Origin of the sequence: Streptomyces sp. NBC_00285 (assembly GCF_036174265.1) — a bacterium.
Taxonomy (GTDB): domain Bacteria; phylum Actinomycetota; class Actinomycetes; order Streptomycetales; family Streptomycetaceae; genus Streptomyces.
Window position 1 is genome coordinate 7,282,801 of record NZ_CP108055.1, and the last position, 17,103, is coordinate 7,299,903.

Here is a 17,103-nt window from a genome sequence, read left to right on the forward strand (position 1 = left end):
ATGCCGTCCCAGCCCCCCGCCGCACCCGGCGTGCCGCATCCGCTGAACGAGGTGCCGCAGACCTTCCGCTCCGGCGACTCGTACGACGTACGCGACGGGCTGGTGACGTACATACGGCGGGACCTCCTCGGCCCCTGGGACGGGGAGACCGAGGAACTGCCGCACCGGTCGGCGGGGCCGCGCGACCGCTACCTCGTGGGCATGCTCGGCCCCCGCCCGGACGGCGGTGACAACGCCCGACAGATGGCCCGCAGCGCCGCGCAGACCGGCGACGACGAACCCGGCAGCGACGACGGGCAGGGCGCCGAGGGCGGCGAACTGCCCGAGCGCCTCACACCGCAGGCCGCCGGCCGCATCTGGGCCTCCTCCATGGGGCTGTCCTTCGTGGTTCCGGCGTCGATCGGCACGCTCAGCGTCACGGCCGGCTGGGGGCGGTACTCGCTGACCGACAGGATCGTCGACACCAGCCCGAACCCGGTGCGCGTGTGGGGCCGCGAGCCCGTGAAGCATCACCCCATCGACATCGAGGTCACCAGGGCCGGCGACCAGCGCCGCGTCCTGGAGGGGGACGACACCCACGGAATCCACCTCGACGTACAAGTCCGCGAACGCCCGGCCGGGGTAACGGGCGAGGACCTGCGCGTCGTGGAGGTCGCCCTGGTCAACAGGCTCCCCGAGAGCACCACCGACCGCAGGGACACCCAGTGGCTGTTCCAGGCAGGCCTTGAGGTCACCGCGTTCCCCGACGACCGGGCGGCCGTCTTCCTGCCCATCGACGACCCGCTGGACCCCAGGTCAGTCGGGGCCTCGGAGGAGCCGGAGGAGCGGCGGCTGCGGCTGCTCTACCGTGACAGCCTTCGCTACGCCGTCGGCCGCAACGTCGCCGTCACCACCGCCGTACGCCACGATGAGCGGCGGGCCCACCGGCTGGTCACCACCTGGCTGCCCGAGTACGACGTGCGGGCCACCACCGCTCCCAAGGTCGCCGAGCAGCCGCTGCTGGCCGGACTGGAACTCGGCATGGACGAACTCGCCGCCCTCGCCGTGCCCGGCCGCCGCGCGGAACTGAGCGCTGCCCTGGCTCCGCTCGCCGACGGCTACAGCACCTGGCTCCAGACACAGCGCGAGAAGGCGGTAACCCTCCCCGAAGACCTGCGCAAAGCCGCCGAGGCAGCTATCGACCAGGCCGAGGAGGTGTGTCACCGCATCGCCTTCGGCATCGACGTCCTTTCCACCGACGACGACGCGCTCGAAGCGTTCCGGTTCGCCAACCGGGCCATGGCGCTCCAGCGGCGCAACACCGCCATCGCCGCTCGGCGCGCCGGGCACGAGGACGATCCCGCCTCCTACCGGCGGGCCCACCAGGAAGTGGACGAGAAGGGCAAGGAGGCGGCCGCCTGGCGACCCTTCCAGCTCGCCTTCGTCCTGCTCAACCTCGCCTCGCTGAGCGCGCCAGGCCACCTGCACCGCGGCACCGGGCGCGAGGCCCTCGTCGACCTGCTGTTCTTCCCCACCGGTGGCGGCAAGACCGAGGCCTACCTGGGCCTCGCCGCGTACACCTTCGCCCTGCGCAGGCTCCAGGGCATCGTGGGCAGCGCGGCCGAGGCCCGCGACGGCAGCGCCGGAGTCGCCGTCCTCATGCGCTACACCCTGCGGCTGCTGACGGCCCAGCAGTTCCAGCGGGCCGCCGCCCTGGTCAGCGCCTGCGAGGTGCTGCGCCGCGAGGAGTACGCGCGCGACCGGCGCTGGGGCGCGACCCCGTTCCGTATCGGGCTGTGGGTGGGAACCTCGGTGTCCCCCAACTGGTTCGGCGAGGCCCAGGAGCAGATCGCGGGGGCCCGGGAGAGCGCCAGCGACAAGCACGCGCGGGTCATCCAGGTCCTCAGCTGCCCCTGGTGCGGGCAGGGCCTGACCGCCCATTCCAACATGGACTACGACCCCGACCGGCGCCGTGTGCTGCTGTACTGCCCGCGCGGCGAGGGCGAGGACCGCTGCCCCTTCTCCCGGCTCGGCTCACCCGGCGAGGGCATCCCCGTGCTCACCGTGGACGAGGAGATCTACCGCCTCGCACCTGCCATGGTCATCGCCACCGTCGACAAGTTCGCCCAGCTGCCCTGGAACGGGTACGCCGGGCTGCTGTTCGGCCGCGTCACCGAATGGTGCCCGCGCCACGGCTACCGCCACGACGACCTCGACGAGCGCACCGGCTGCCGCAGCCGTCACACCCGCAAGGGAACGTCGTTGGAGGCGGTGACGGCCCAGCCTGTCACCCGGCTGCGGCCCCCAGACCTGATCATCCAGGACGAGCTGCACCTGATCTCCGGCGCGCTCGGCACCACCGTCGGACTCTTCGAAGCCGCCATCGACCAGCTGTGCAGCTGGTCGTACACCGACGGCGGCGGCGTACGACACGAGGTAGGCCCGAAGATCGTCGCGTCCACAGCCACCACCAAGCGCGCCGCCGAGCAGGTGCGCGGCGTCTTCGCCCGTAAGGTCGCCGTCTTCCCACCGCAGGTCCTCGATGTCGGCGACACCTTCTTCTCCCGGCAGGTGGAGCTCGCCCGGGACAACCCCGGCCGCCGCTACCTCGGCGTGTGCGCGCACGGCACCCGGCTCAAGGCCGCCGAGATCCGGGTCGCCGAGATCCTGCTGCTCGCCGGACAGGAGCAGTTCGACACCTACGGGGCCGCCGCCGACCCGTACATGACGCTCGTCGGCTACTTCAACGCCACCCGCGAACTCGCCGGCATGCGCCGCTACCTCGACGACGACATCGCCACCCGCGTCCGCTCCAACGGTGGCCGCAAGGGGCACGACACGATCGCGGACCGCATTCCCACCAAGTCCGGGATGCTCACCATCCAGGAACTGACCTCCCGCATCTCCTCGGCGGACATCAGCGCCACCCTCAAGCGGCTGGAGTCCCCCTTCGACCCGGAACGGGACACTTCGAAGCGCCGCAAGGCCTTTGCCGCCGAGTACGTGGCGGCCCGGCGGGACAAGCGCGAGCCGCGGGCCCGTATGACGCCCGTTCAGGAGCGGGCGGTGGACGTCGTACTGGCCACATCCATGCTCCAGGTCGGCGTCGACGTCTCCCGGTTCGGCCTGATGCTCGTCGTCGGCCAGCCCAAGAACACCGCCGAGTACATCCAGGCGTCCTCCCGCGTCGGCCGGGACGCGCGCCGCCCCGGACTTGTCGTCACCCTCTACAACTGGTCCCGCCCGCGAGACCTGGCGCACTTCGAGGACTTCGCGCACTACCACGCGACCTTCTACCGCCAGGTCGAAGCCCTGTCGGTCACCCCGTTCACTCGCCGCGCGCTCGACCGGGGCACGGCACCCACGTACATCGCGGCGCTGCGTCAGACCGCGTACGAGCACTCCCGCAACACCGATGCCCAGCACGTAGATCTCTACGGTGAACTCGCCCAGCAGGTCGAACGACGGCTGCTGGAACGGGCGGACCGTGTCGGCGGGCAGCGTGCCCAGGGCTACCTGACCGAACGTATCGAGGCCCTGAAGGACCGCTGGGAGGAACGGCGCGAAAGCGGCGGCGTCCTGGGCTACCGCAAGGAGAAGAAGAAGGACACCCTGGTCACCGGGCTTCTTCACCGGGCCGACGGCTCACGCTGGGACGAGCTCACCGTGCCCATGTCCATGCGGGAGACCGAGAACGAACTCAACCTGCTGCTGCCGGGCGGCGGCAACTTCGTGGACCAGCCCACCAACGGTGGTCCCTCCTGGCACTTCGGGGCCGCAGGCGGCAAGGACCCTGAGGGAGCGGGCGGGGAAGACGGTGGCAACGACGGCGCGCAGGTCGACGCCGACGAGTACGGGGACGCCGCCGAGGCGGCAGGAAAGGGACGGCGATGAGCGGCAACTACTACCGGCGGGTGGGCGCGGCACGCCCCAGCCACCTCATGTACACGGCCGGGGTGGGTGCGCTCGTCGACCTGCCCAACTTCTCCGTCCTCGTCAAGGGACTCGAATCCTGGAGCCACACAGGGCTCCTCCCGGACGACTACCTCATCGAGGAACCCCGGCTGCGCGCCGCCGTAAACCGGGCCCTCCAGCTCTACGGGCGGGCTCAGATCAGCGAGTTGCGCTCCGCCCCCTGGATGGAGGGCGCGGACGGCGCCCCCAAGGACTGGGCAGCGCAGGGCATCGGGGTCCCTGTCACGCCCTTCCCGCAGTGGCTGCGCTGTACCGCGTGCAACCTGCTCGCCCCCATCGACGCGGACGCCTTCACCTTCCTCAACAACAACCCTCGCACCCCGCACGAGGCGAAGTTCGCCCACAGCGACTGCAAGTTCGGCAGGCCGCTCGCTGTAACCGCACGCTTCACCCTGGTCTGCACGAACGGACACCTCGACGAGTTCCCGTACGCGATGTTCGTGCACCGTGGCAACGTGTGCGCGAAGAGCCCCCGACCGCTGATGCGGATGAAGGACCACGGAGGCAACCAGGCGGCCAACGTCACCCTCGAATGCGTCGCCTGCGGGGAGAAGCGCAACATCCGCGACGCGATGGGGGAGCGGGGCCGCGCCGAGCTGCCCGCCTGCCGAGGCCGCCACCCGCACCTGTCCGCCTTCGAGAGTGACGGCTGCGACCGCGAAGCCACCCTGATGGTGGCGGGCGCCTCCAACCAGTGGTTCCCGATGACGCTCAGCGCCCTCGCCCTGCCGCCGAGCAGGAACCAGGACCTGACCGAACTCGTCGAGGAACGCTGGGTGGAACTGCAGAACGTCACCTCTCGTCCCGTCTACGACGCCCTGTCCGCCATGCCGCAGTTCACCTACCTCAAGGAGTACGACCCGGACGTGCTGATCGCCGCCGTCGAGGCCCGCAGACAGGGCGCGACCGGACAGCAGAACCAGGCCACCGAGGTGGCGGCCGACCTGCTCAGCCCCGAATGGGACGTCCTCGCCGCGCCGCACGTACCCGACCCCACCGACGACTTCGCGATGGAGAGCGGCACCGTCCCCGCGACCCTTGGCGGACTGTTCGCGGACGTCCGCCAGGTGCAGCGGCTTCGGGAGGCCCGCGCGCTGGTCGGCTTCACCCGCCTTGACGCCCCCGACCCCGAATCCGACGAGATCGCCACCCTCGTACGGCTCTCCCGCACCTCGCAGAGCTGGGTGCCGGCCAGTGAGGTCCGCGGTGAGGGCATCTTTCTGCGGGTGCGCGAGGACCTGATGGCCGAGTGGGAGGACCGGATGCAGAAGTCGCCGCAGATGGCGGCGCACCGGGAAGCCTTCGGCCGGTTCCGCAGCAACCGGAAGTCGGACCGCATCACGGGCCCCTTCGACCCCATGCGCGGCTGGCCCGGCGAACGCTACATAGCTCTGCACACCCTGTCCCACCTGCTGATCCGCACCATCGCCCTCGAATGCGGCTACAGCTCGGCGAGCCTCGGCGAACGTATCTACGCCGGAGACGAGGAGAACACCCGTACCGGCATCCTCATCTACACCGCAGTCCCCGACTCCGAGGGCACCCTGGGCGGCCTCGTCTCGCTCACCGAGGACACCCACTTCGAACGGATCGTGCGCAGGGCCCTGGAGGACGCGGCCCGCTGCTCCTCCGACCCGCTGTGCGCCGAACGGCTGCCGAAGGACCCCGCGGACTACCTGCACGGCGCGGCCTGCCACGTCTGTCTCTTCGTCTCCGAGACGACCTGCGAACGCGGCAACCGCTTCCTGGACCGCCGTTTCCTCGTCCCACTCGGCGACGACACCGACCAGGTGCTGACGCCGGTGAACCTGCGGCCGTGAGCCGTGTGGAGTTCGAGGCGGCGGCTGAGCAGGCTGTCGTCCTGCTCGGGCCTTCCCGCGCCAAGGACCTGGCCGGGGTGTTCGCCCGCGGCAGGGGCCTGGAGCACGCGCTGCTCCTGGTGCAGGCCCCTGCCGCGGGCGATGCGATCAGGGCGCTGTACGAGGCAGCCCACAACGACCACATCCCGCCGGCCGAAGCCGCCGCCTATCTTCGTGGCTTCGTGGCGGGGTGGTCCCGGCGCCGGGACGAAGCCGAAGTACGTACGGTGTGGAGCGGGCCCGCTACACCGGGCGTGCCGGTCCGCGCGACCGCACGCGTCCTCACCGAGGTCGTCAGCCAGGCCCGCTCCGAACTCCTGGCTATGACGTATGCAGCCCGCCGCTACCCTCCGCTGATATCCGCCCTGCGTGAAGCCGTCGCACGCGGCGTGGAAGTCCACGTCGTCGTCGAAACCCGGGAAGGCGCCGCCGGACTGCTCGGCGGACCCGAGCCTGCCGCCGCGTTCGCCACGGTGCCGGGCTTGAGGCTGTGGCACTGGGCTCCTGCGGCACGCGAGCACGAACGTGCCCGGCAACACGCCAAACTGGCCGTCGCCGACCGCCGCGTCCTGCTGGTGGGCAGCGCGAACCTCACGGAATCCGGGGTCCGCAGGAATCTGGAAGCCGGGGTGCTCATCACAGGCGGCACTGCTCCGCAGAGGGCTGCCGAACACATCAAAGAACTGCAGCGCCGGGGGATTCTGACTCCGCTGCCCTGAGTAACCTGCCTTCGCGTGTGCTGCGGCCACTTCCCCGGCTCGGGGCAGGTAACGGGGGCGTAGAGGTCGACACGGACTGTGCCACGCTGTCCATCATGGAGTACCCGACGGTGCGGGACTGCCCTTGCCCGCACAACTGATTTCCCTGCTCGACCAAGGCCGGTGGTGCCATCCGGGCGACTGAGATGGCGAGACTGATCCCGTGGTTCGAGAGCCCGATCGATTCCCTCACAAGCGCGGGCCGGATGGAATGGGAGTCCCGTTCGCTGGACACCTTAGACGATGACGGGTAGTCCGCCTTTTTGCATGTGGCGCGGGGCCGCAGTCAGGAGACTGCGGCCGGACTGCCTTGGCTGGACGCTGAGCAGGCTTTCTTCATCGCGGTGAATCGCCTACTCGGCGATGACGTCGCCCTCGCCCTCGACTACCGCGCCGACCCGCGGATCGTGGGCAGTTACGTCTCGACGAACCCGTGTTGTATGAGTGGAGAGCCATGGCCCCTACTCTCGCTGCCTTCGACGCTGCTCTGGATTTTTAGAGCGCCCAAGAAGCACGGTAATCATCGCAGAGCCTGAAAATGGCCGCTGACCTGCCGCAAACCCCCTCAAGATCAACACGCTATTACAACGTGATCACTGGCAACCAGCTGCTTTTGACGGCATCTGCCTGCACACACGCGAAGACCCCGTCCTCAGCTACTGCGCTGATGGCGGGGTCTTTGGGCACCTTCTGCAAGGTGCCCCCGGCAGGATTCGAACCTGCGCACACGGCTCCGGAGGCCGTTGCTCTATCCCCTGAGCTACGGGGGCGTGTCGGCGTTGAGCTGATGGCTCGTGGCGACGGACAGAACACTACCAGCTCCCTCCGGGTGATCAGGAACGGGTTTCGCGGTGGCGCCGGGCGGTCCGAGTGGGGGTGCGTCCTCGTGCGGGGTGGAAGTGGGGAAAACCCGGACGCGGTGGCCGGTCCGCACCTACTCTCGAGTTGTGCCAGGCGCGTCGGGTCGGGTGCTTGTTGTGGACGACAACAAGGTCATCCGGCAGTTGATCAGGGTCAATCTCGAGCTGGAGGGTCTCGAGGTCGTGACCGCGGCCGATGGTGTCGAGTGTCTGGATGTCGTGCATCAGGTGCAGCCCGATGTGGTCACCCTCGATGTGGTCATGCCCCGGCTGGACGGGCTGCGGACCGCCGCGCGGTTGCGTTCCGACCCCCGGACCTCTCATCTGCCCCTCGCCATCGTCAGCGCCTGCACGCAGTACGAGGTCGACAGTGGCCTCGACGTCGGTGTCGACGCCTTCCTCGCCAAGCCCTTCGAGCCTGCCGAACTCGTACGGCTCGTACGGCAGTTGCTGGAGCAGAGTGAGGGCGGACGGGGTGCGGTGGAGGGGGACAGCCCCCTCGTCGGGGGTGTCCTTGGTGGTGGCGAGGCAGAGCGGGCCGGTCGTACCGGCGGCTGATCGCCGGAGCCATCCGTTTCCGTGTGCCACCGTTGTGCCACCGTTCTCGCAGCACGCAGGCTTTCGCCTCACCCACGTTCTCCGTGACGCTCACGTTCTCAGAGTCCGGCCGCCCTCCCCCTCCTCCCGCAGCGCGGCCACCGTCCACATCCCGGACTGCTGCCCAAACCCATTCGCATACCCACCCCCCTCCTCCCCTACGCTTGTCCCGTGACCCCCGTCGAGCTCTCCCGTACCGTGCTGTGCGCGGTGCGTCGTGCTGTCGACGACGGGGAGCTGGACGTGGCTGTGCCGGGGTGGGCCAAGGTCACGCCCCCCGGCGCCGGCGGCTGTGGTGACTACGCCACCAACGTGGCCCTTCAGCTCGCCCGGCCGGCCGGAGAGCCGCCGCTGCGGGTCGCCGAGATCATTCGACGGCACCTTGCCCGTGCGGACGGCGTCAGTGACGTCGTCGTCACCGGGCCCGGGTTTCTCAACATCAGCGTTCGGGGGAGCGGGGCGGATCTCGTGCGGGAGATCCTGCGGCGTGGTCAGAGGTACGGCCATGCCGACCGGCCCACCGGCGGGTCCACCGACCGGCCCACCGACAAGTTCCTCCCACTCCACGCGTCCCACGACGTCCGTTCCGTCATCGTCGTCGACGCTGTCGCCCGCATCCTCCGCTCCCAGGGCGCCCTCGTCCGTACCACCTGCGCCGACCGGCCCGAGCCCGAGTGGATCGACGTCCTCGCTGCCCACATCGACGCGTACGGCATCCCCGAAGCCCCGAACGTACGGCTCGTACCGGCGGACCAGGACCCCATCCCCCTCGGCCGTGACGCCGCCCGCTGGGCTCTCCTGCACCCCGCCGCCCACGACCGTCCCCGCATCAGCGCCGACCACCTGATCCAGCGCGAGAGCAACCCTCTCTTCCGCGTCCGTTACGCCCACGCCCGCACCCGGGCCGTGCGTCGCAACGCCGCCGACCTGGGCTTCCACGCCGAGCCCGGTGACACGCAGGGCGCCGACACCGCCGTACAGGACCCGCAAGGCGCACAGGTCCCACAGGTCCCACAGGTCCCCAGGGCGCTGGAAAGCGCCCTCGCCGATCACCCCCGCGTCCTCGCCCGGTCGGCCGCGCATCACGCCCCCGATCTGCTCGCCCGGCATCTCGTCACCGTCGCCGATGCCGTTCTGCCGTTCCTTGCCACCGTCCTCCCGCGCGGCGCGGAGAAACCCCAGGCCGCCCACCGTGCCCGGCTCGCGCTCGCCGAAGCCGCCGGGGCGGTGCTGGCCGGTGGCCTGTCCCTGCTCGGCATCGACGCACCCGAACACCTGTGACGCACACAGAAAGCCATCCGAGAACATGAGCCGTTCCGCACATCCCGCCGGGCCCCGCCACGCCGACGTCCTTCCCGAGGGGCACTACTCCGCGCCGCCCGCCGACCTCAACACCCTCGACCCCAAGGTGTGGGCCCAGACCGTCGGCCGTGACGGCGACGGTGTCGTCACCGTCGGCGGCATCGACGTCAAGACGCTCGCCGAAGAGCACGGCACCCCCTCCTACGTCGTCGACGAGGCCGACTTCCGGGCCCGGGCGCGGGCCTGGCGCAGTGCCTTCGGGACGGATGCCGACGTCTTCTACGCCGGCAAGGCGTTCCTCTCCCGGGCCGTCGTGCGCTGGCTGCACGAGGAGGGGCTCAACCTCGACGTCTGCTCCGGTGGCGAGCTCGCCACCGCGCTCTCCGCCGGCATGCCCGCCGAGCGCATCGCCTTCCACGGCAACAACAAGTCCACGGGGGAGATCACCAGGGCGATCGAGAACGGTGTCGGCCGAATCGTCCTCGACTCCTTCCAGGAGATCGTGCGCGTCGCCCACATCGCGCAGGGACTCGGCAAGCGACAGCGCGTCCAGATCCGTGTCACCGTCGGCGTCGAGGCCCACACCCACGAGTTCATCGCCACCGCCCACGAGGACCAGAAGTTCGGCATTCCGCTCGCCGGCGGGCAGGCCGCCGAGGCCGTACGGCGGGCGCTGAAGCTCGACGGGCTCGAACTCATCGGGATCCACTCCCACATCGGGTCGCAGATCTTCGACATGTCCGGCTTCGAGGTCGCCGCGCACCGTGTCGTCGGACTGCTCAAGGACGTCCGTGACGAGCACGGCGTCGAGCTCCCCGAGATCGACCTCGGCGGCGGGCTCGGCATCGCCTACACCAGCGACGACGACCCCCGTGAGCCGCACGAGATCGCCAAGGCGCTCACCGAGATCGTGACGAGGGAGTGCGAGTCCGCCAAGCTGCGGACCCCGAGGATCTCCGTCGAGCCCGGGCGCGCCATCGTCGGGCCGACCGCCTTCACGCTCTACGAGGTCGGGACCATCAAGCGCCTCGACGGGCTGCGAACCTACGTCTCCGTCGACGGCGGCATGTCGGACAACATCCGCACCGCGCTGTACGACGCCGAGTACACCGTTGCCCTCGTGTCCAGGACGAGCGACGCCGAGCCGATGCTCGCCCGCGTCGTCGGCAAGCACTGCGAGAGCGGGGACATCGTGGTCAAGGACGCGTTCCTGCCCGCCGACCTGGCACCGGGTGACCTCATCGCCGTACCGGCGACGGGTGCCTACTGCCGGTCCATGGCGAGCAACTACAACCACGTCCTGCGCCCGCCGGTCGTCTCCGTCAACGACGGTGCGTCGCGTGTCATCGTCCGCCGCGAGACGGAGGAGGACCTCCTGCGGCTCGACGTCGGATAAAGCCGAGAGAGTCATCGAGAGCGATATCGAGAGAGATATCGCGAGGGCCGTCCCGCCGGGAACGGAAGATCTTCGGTCTTCCGCCCCCGTACAAATGAAATAGATGTCTCATAATCCGGACGAGGGGCAGAAACTCCCGTCCGGTGAGTGAGACTGGTCCCACCGTTGACGGTATGAGGAAACGAGGTCGGATGATGCGTACGCGTCCGCTGAAGGTGGCGCTGCTGGGCTGCGGAGTGGTCGGCTCAGAGGTGGCGCGCATCATGACGACGCACGCCGACGACCTCGCCGCCCGGATCGGGGCCCCCGTCGAACTCGCGGGCGTCGCAGTACGGCGGCCCTCCAAGGTCCGTGAGGGCATCGACCCCTCCCTCGTCACCACCGACGCCACCGCCCTCGTCAAGCGCGGCGACATCGACGTCGTGGTCGAGGTCATCGGCGGTATCGAGCCCGCCCGGTCCCTGATCACCGCCGCCTTCGAACACGGCGCCTCCGTCGTCTCCGCCAACAAGGCGCTCCTCGCCCAGGACGGCGCCGCCCTCCACGCGGCGGCCGGACAGCACGGCAAGGACCTCTACTACGAGGCCGCCGTCGCCGGTGCCATTCCGCTGATCCGTCCGCTGCGCGAGTCCCTCGCCGGCGACAAGGTCAACCGGGTGCTCGGCATCGTCAACGGCACGACGAACTTCATCCTCGACAAGATGGACTCCACGGGGGCCGGCTATCAGGAGGCCCTCGACGAGGCCACGGCGCTCGGGTACGCGGAAGCCGACCCGACCGCCGACGTCGAAGGCTTCGACGCCGCCGCCAAGGCCGCGATCCTCGCCGGGATCGCCTTCCACACGCGTGTGCGCCTCGACGACGTGTACCGCGAGGGCATGGCCGAGGTGACCGCCTCAGACTTCGCCTCCGCGAAGAACATGGGCTGCACCATCAAGCTGCTCGCCATCTGCGAGCGGGCCGAGGACGGGCAGTCCGTCACCGCGCGCGTGCACCCCGCGATGATCCCCCTGAGCCACCCGCTGGCCTCCGTCCGCGGCGCGTACAACGCGGTGTTCGTCGAGTCGGACGCCTCCGGCCAGCTGATGTTCTACGGGCCCGGCGCGGGCGGTGCCCCCACCGCCTCCGCGGTCCTCGGCGACCTCGTCGCCGTCTGCCGCAACCGGCTCAGCGGCACGACCGGACCCGGTGAGTCCGCATACGCCGCCCTCCCCGTGTCGGGCATGGGCGAGGTCGTCACGCGCTATCACATCAGCCTCGACGTGGCGGACAAACCCGGTGTTCTCGCCCAGGTCGCCACCGTGTTCGCGGAACACGGGGTTTCCATCGATACGGTTCGGCAGACCGGCAAGGACGGCGAGGCCTCCCTTGTCGTCGTCACCCATCGTGCGTCCGACGCCGCCCTGAACGGGACCGTCGAGGCGTTGCGCAAGCTCGACACCGTGCGGGGTGTCGCCAGCATCATGCGGGTTGAAGGAGAGTAACGAGCAATGACCCACCAGTGGCGCGGAATCATCGAGGAGTACCGGGACCGGCTGCCCGTCTCCGACACCACGCCGGTCGTGTCGCTCCGTGAGGGCGGCACGCCCCTCGTGCTCGCCCAGGTGCTCTCCGAGCGCACCGGGTGCGAGGTCCACCTCAAGGTGGAGGGCGCCAACCCCACCGGTTCCTTCAAGGACCGCGGCATGACCATGGCCATCACGCGGGCCAAGGAGGAGGGCGCGAAGGCGGTCATCTGCGCCTCCACCGGCAACACGTCGGCGAGCGCCGCCGCCTATGCCGTACGCGCGGGCATGGTCTGTGCCGTGCTCGTCCCGCAGGGCAAGATCGCGCTCGGCAAGATGGGGCAGGCCCTCATCCACGGCGCGAAGATCCTCCAGGTCGACGGCAACTTCGACGACTGCCTCACCCTGGCCCGCGCCCTGAGCGACAACTACCCGGTGGCGCTGGTGAATTCGGTCAACCCGGTGCGCATCGAGGGCCAGAAGACAGCCGCCTTCGAGATCGTGGACATGCTCGGCGACGCGCCCGACGTCCACGTCCTGCCGGTCGGCAACGCGGGCAACATCACCGCGTACTGGAAGGGGTACAAGGAGTACGCCGCCGACGGTATCGCCGCCAGGACTCCCCGGATGTGGGGCTTCCAGGCCTCCGGCAGTGCCCCGATCGTGCGCGGCGAGGTCGTCAAGGACCCCTCGACCATCGCCACCGCCATCCGTATCGGCAACCCCGCCTCCTGGCAGTACGCCCTCGCGGCGAAGGAGGAGTCCGGCGGGTTCATCGACGAGGTGACGGACCGTGAGATCCTGCGCGCCTACCGGCTGTTGGCCGCTCAGGAGGGCGTCTTCGTGGAGCCCGCCTCCGCAGCCTCGGTGGCCGGTCTGCTGAAGGCCGCGGAGCAGGGCAAGGTCGATCCGGGGCAGCGCATCGTCTGCACGGTCACCGGTAACGGTCTGAAGGACCCCGACTGGGCCGTCGCCGGCGCCCCGCAGCCCGTCACCGTCCCGGTCGACGCGGCGACGGCGGCCGAACGCCTCGGCCTTTCCTGAGACCGAAACAGCGACTGCACAGCTCTGAACAGTCCGGAACCCTGCTCAGAACCGTCCCTGGACAGTTCTGAGCAGGGAATCCCCGGAAGGGGTGCACAGGGGGCTTGCGACACGCATCGTGCGCCTCCTGTGCGCCCTATGTCGCCACAGAACCTTCCTTCGATAGGCTGTACCGAACCCGCCCGCTGCATATGCCTCCGCGCATGGCAGGGAGCCGCGTAGTCTCCGCGGCCTGAGGGTCTCCGGATACCTATCGAACGCCTTCGACAATCACGCAGCTCAAGGAGAGTCATCGAGAGATGGCCGGTCCCGCCTTCCGTGCCGCCGCCGTCCGGGTGCGCGTCCCCGCCACCAGCGCCAACCTCGGACCGGGCTTCGACGCCCTCGGCCTCTCACTGGGGCTCTACGACGACGTGGTCGTCCGGGTGGCCGACTCCGGGCTGCTCATCGACATCGCCGGGGAGGGGAGCGAGACGCTCCCGCGCGACGAGAACCACCTTCTCGTACGTTCCCTGCGCACCGCCTTCGACCTGCTGGGCGGCCAGCCGCGCGGCCTGGAGATCGTCTGCGCCAACCGCATCCCGCACGGCCGTGGCCTGGGCTCCTCCTCGGCCGCCATCTGCGCCGGCATCGTCGCCGCGCGCGCCGTGACCATAGGCGGCGAGGCCCGGCTCGACGACACGGCGCTCCTGGAGCTCGCCACCGAGATCGAGGGCCACCCCGACAACGTGGCGGCCTGTCTGCTCGGCGGTTTCACGCTCTCCTGGATGGAGGGCGGCGCCGCCCGGGCGATCAGGACGGAGCCCGCCGATTCCGTCGTTCCGGTGGTTTTCGTGCCCGGGAAAGCAGTTCTGACGGAGACCGCGCGCGGTCTGCTCCCGCGCACCGTGCCGCACGTCGACGCCGCCGCCAACGCGGGCCGTGCCGCGCTGCTCGTCGAGGCCCTCACCAGGCGCCCCGAGCTGCTGCTGCCGGCCACCGAGGACCGTCTCCACCAGGACTACCGCGCTCCCGCCATGCCGGAGAGCGCCGCGCTGGTGGAGCGGCTGCGGGCCGACGGGATCCCGGCGGTCATCTCGGGGGCGGGGCCCACCGTGCTCGCGCTGGCCGACGCGGACAGCGCCGACAAGGTGGCCCATCTGGCAGGGGAGGGTTGGGCAGCCAACCGGTTGCAACTCGACGCCCACGGCGCATGCGTGCTGCCGCTCGCGGCGGCCGGAGATATCGGACAGTGACAGGAGATCCGGCGCCCGTTGCCGGATTTCGAGAGGGGGAATGTTTGTTGGATCCGGTAGTGTTAATCTCAAGTCTGCACCCGACCCCACCATGGCGAGGTGCTTCACGTCCCCGTCCGGGACAGACATTCTTCCGGGAGCCTCCCAAGCCGCACTGTGTTTCGTACGACGTACATGGGCAGTACCTCGTACGCGAGCGCTGAGCGACTTGCCGGGCACGCTCCGGAACCGGTGCGACCAGACCGTGTGACACAGACACTCAGTGCCACGGCTTTCGGAAGCGCCGTCACCACATTCCTCCGCCGTTCAGGCGGACCACCGCCCCGGCACGGTCCACAAGGATGGGACCGACGTCGGACAGCACAAACGGTCGCCGAGCCAGACAGGCCGACGTCCGCTCCAGGGAAGGACCCTTCGTGAGCGACACCACCGATCTGATGGGCGCACGTGTCGAGGAGACCGCTGCCGCGCCCGACACGGACGCCTCCGCGCCTGCCACCGGTGCAGGCTCCCGGCGGCGCCGCGGTACCGGCCTCGACGGCATGGTGCTGGCCGAGCTCCAGCAGGTCGCATCCGGCCTCGGCATCAGGGGCACCGCGCGTATGCGCAAGAGCCAGCTGATCGAGGTCATCAAGGAGGCACAGGCGGGAGGTGGCGCTCCGGCGAAGGCCGCGTCCGCCCCCGCCGGGGACGCCGCCGAGACCAAGCCGAAGCGCCGCGCCACCTCCAAGGCCCGTACCGGCGAGGCCGCCGAGGCGAAGGCGGAGGCCAAGGCCGAGGCGCCCGCCGAGAAGGCCGTGGCCCAGCAGCAGATCGAGATTCCCGGTCAGCCGGCCGGGGGCATCGCCCAGGCCGAGCGCAGCCGGGACGCCGGGGGCGAGGACGCTCCCGTCGAGCGCCGTCGCCGTCGTGCCACCGCCGAGGCCGGCGCCCCCGCGGGCGGCGCCGAGACGATCGTGGCCGAGGCGAAGACCGAGTCCAGGGCCGAGACGTCCGCGCAGCAGCCGCAGGGCGACGCCGGTGACGGCGAGGGCCGTGGCCGCCGCGACCGCCGTGACCGGGGCCGTGACCGCGGCGAGCGTCAGGAGCGCGGCGACCGTCAGGACCGTGGCCGCAAGAGCGACGACCAGCAGGGTCAGGGCGGCCAGCAGCGTGGCCAGCAGCAGGGTAGTGGCCGTCAGGACCGTCAGCAGCGCGACGCCGGTCCCCAGCGCGACAACGGCCCGCAGCGTGACAACGGCCCGCAGGACGACGACGAGTTCGGCGACGGTCGGCGTGGCCGCCGGGGCCGTTACCGGGACCGCCGTGGCCGTCGCGGGCGTGACGAGATCGGCAGCGCCGGTGAGCCGCAGCTCGCCGACGACGACGTTCTGATCCCCGTCGCGGGCATCCTGGACATCCTCGACAACTACGCCTTCATCCGTACGTCGGGCTACCTGCCGGGTCCCAACGACGTGTACGTCTCCCTCGCCCAGGTCCGTAAGAACGGCCTGCGCAAGGGTGACCACGTCACCGGTGCCGTCCGTCAGCCCAAGGACGGCGAGCGCCGCGAGAAGTTCAACGCGCTGGTCCGCCTCGACTCCGCGAACGGCATGGCCGCCGAATCGGGCCGTGGCCGCCCGGAGTTCAACAAGCTGACCCCGCTCTACCCGCAGGACCGCCTCCGTCTGGAGACGGACCCCGGCATCCTCACCACCCGCATCATCGACCTCGTCGCGCCGATCGGTAAGGGCCAGCGCGGTCTGATCGTGGCCCCGCCGAAGACCGGCAAGACCATGATCCTGCAGGCGATCGCCAACGCGATCACCGTCAACAACCCCGAGTGCCACCTGATGGTCGTCCTGGTCGACGAGCGTCCGGAAGAGGTCACCGACATGCAGCGGTCGGTCAAGGGCGAGGTCATCTCCTCGACCTTCGACCGTCCGGCCGAGGACCACACCACGGTCGCCGAGCTCGCCATCGAGCGCGCCAAGCGGCTGGTGGAGCTGGGCCACGACGTCGTCGTACTGCTCGACTCGATCACGCGTCTGGGCCGTGCGTACAACCTCGCTGCCCCGGCCTCCGGCCGCATCCTGTCCGGTGGTGTCGACTCGACCGCCCTGTACCCGCCGAAGCGCTTCTTCGGTGCGGCCCGCAACATCGAGGACGGCGGCTCGCTGACCATCCTCGCCACCGCTCTGGTGGACACCGGGTCCCGCATGGACGAGGTCATCTTCGAGGAGTTCAAGGGCACCGGCAACGCCGAGCTCAAGCTCGACCGCAAGCTCGCCGACAAGCGCATCTTCCCGGCGGTGGACGTCGACGCGTCCGGCACCCGTAAGGAAGAGATCCTGCTCGGCAGCGACGAGCTCGCCATCACCTGGAAGCTGCGCCGGGTGCTGCACGCGCTCGACTCCCAGCAGGCGATCGAGCTGCTGCTCGACAAAATGAAGCAGACGAAGTCGAACGCCGAGTTCCTGCTGCAGATCCAGAAGACGACGCCGATGCCGGGCAACGGCGACTGAGCGGAAGCCTTCTGAAGGGCCGTCTCCCGTTTTCGGGGGGCGGCCCTTTTTGGTGCATCCTGACGGGTTACGATCACGCTCTTCGGTCA

At 70.0% G+C, this 17,103-nt stretch carries 10 protein-coding genes and 1 tRNA gene; 10 read left to right on the forward strand and 1 reads right to left on the reverse strand.

The window, feature by feature from the left end:
• From drmA to drmC, 3 genes are read left to right on the forward strand one after another with little or no spacing between them, the layout of a single operon-like run.
• Nucleotides 1–3,873, forward strand: a complete 3,873-nt coding sequence (drmA, locus tag OHT57_RS33740) for a DISARM system helicase DrmA (protein ID WP_328750504.1) — start codon at nucleotides 1–3, stop codon at nucleotides 3,871–3,873.
• Nucleotides 3,870–5,774: a DUF1998 domain-containing protein gene (locus tag OHT57_RS33745; RefSeq protein ID WP_328750505.1), complete on the forward strand. Its 1,905-nt coding sequence runs from the start codon at nucleotides 3,870–3,872 to the stop codon at nucleotides 5,772–5,774. Before drmA ends, OHT57_RS33745 begins: the two co-directional genes overlap by 4 nt.
• Nucleotides 5,771–6,532, forward strand: coding sequence for a DISARM system phospholipase D-like protein DrmC (gene drmC / locus OHT57_RS33750; protein ID WP_328750507.1), 762 nt, complete (start codon nucleotides 5,771–5,773; stop codon nucleotides 6,530–6,532). Before OHT57_RS33745 ends, drmC begins: the two co-directional genes overlap by 4 nt.
• 737 nt (nucleotides 6,533–7,269) lie before the next feature.
• On the opposite strand, the gene OHT57_RS33755 is transcribed toward drmC, so the two are convergent.
• Nucleotides 7,270–7,341, reverse strand: a tRNA-Arg gene (locus tag OHT57_RS33755).
• Between the two features lie 129 nt (nucleotides 7,342–7,470).
• Between OHT57_RS33755 and OHT57_RS33760 the strand changes: the two genes are divergently transcribed.
• The 7 genes from OHT57_RS33760 (at nucleotide 7,471) to rho (ending at nucleotide 17,014) form a co-directional block, all read left to right on the forward strand.
• On the forward strand, nucleotides 7,471–7,989 hold the full coding sequence (locus OHT57_RS33760) for a response regulator (protein WP_328750508.1): 519 nt from the start codon (nucleotides 7,471–7,473) through the stop codon (nucleotides 7,987–7,989).
• A gap of 210 nt (nucleotides 7,990–8,199) precedes the next feature.
• The gene (gene nrtL / locus OHT57_RS33765) at nucleotides 8,200–9,309 is read left to right on the forward strand and encodes an ArgS-related anticodon-binding protein NrtL (RefSeq protein ID WP_328750509.1); all 1,110 of its coding nucleotides are present in this window, start codon (nucleotides 8,200–8,202) and stop codon (nucleotides 9,307–9,309) included.
• Between the two features lie 25 nt (nucleotides 9,310–9,334).
• Nucleotides 9,335–10,726 (forward strand): diaminopimelate decarboxylase, encoded by a 1,392-nt coding sequence (gene lysA, locus OHT57_RS33770; protein WP_328750510.1) that lies wholly within the window; start codon nucleotides 9,335–9,337, stop codon nucleotides 10,724–10,726.
• Nucleotides 10,727–10,917: 191 nt separating this feature from the next.
• Complete coding sequence (locus OHT57_RS33775; protein WP_328750511.1) at nucleotides 10,918–12,210, forward strand: homoserine dehydrogenase; 1,293 nt, start codon at nucleotides 10,918–10,920, stop codon at nucleotides 12,208–12,210.
• A 6-nt stretch (nucleotides 12,211–12,216) separates the two neighbouring features.
• Nucleotides 12,217–13,275 carry a threonine synthase gene (thrC, locus tag OHT57_RS33780; RefSeq protein ID WP_328750512.1) on the forward strand — a complete coding sequence of 353 codons (1,059 nt, stop codon included), beginning with the start codon at nucleotides 12,217–12,219 and terminating at the stop codon, nucleotides 13,273–13,275.
• 299 nt (nucleotides 13,276–13,574) lie between these two features.
• Nucleotides 13,575–14,510: a homoserine kinase gene (gene thrB, locus OHT57_RS33785; RefSeq protein ID WP_328750513.1), complete on the forward strand. Its 936-nt coding sequence runs from the start codon at nucleotides 13,575–13,577 to the stop codon at nucleotides 14,508–14,510.
• 416 nt (nucleotides 14,511–14,926) lie between these two features.
• Nucleotides 14,927–17,014 carry a transcription termination factor Rho gene (rho, locus tag OHT57_RS33790; protein WP_328750514.1) on the forward strand — a complete coding sequence of 696 codons (2,088 nt, stop codon included), beginning with the start codon at nucleotides 14,927–14,929 and terminating at the stop codon, nucleotides 17,012–17,014.
• Nucleotides 17,015–17,103: the final 89 nt, after the last annotated feature.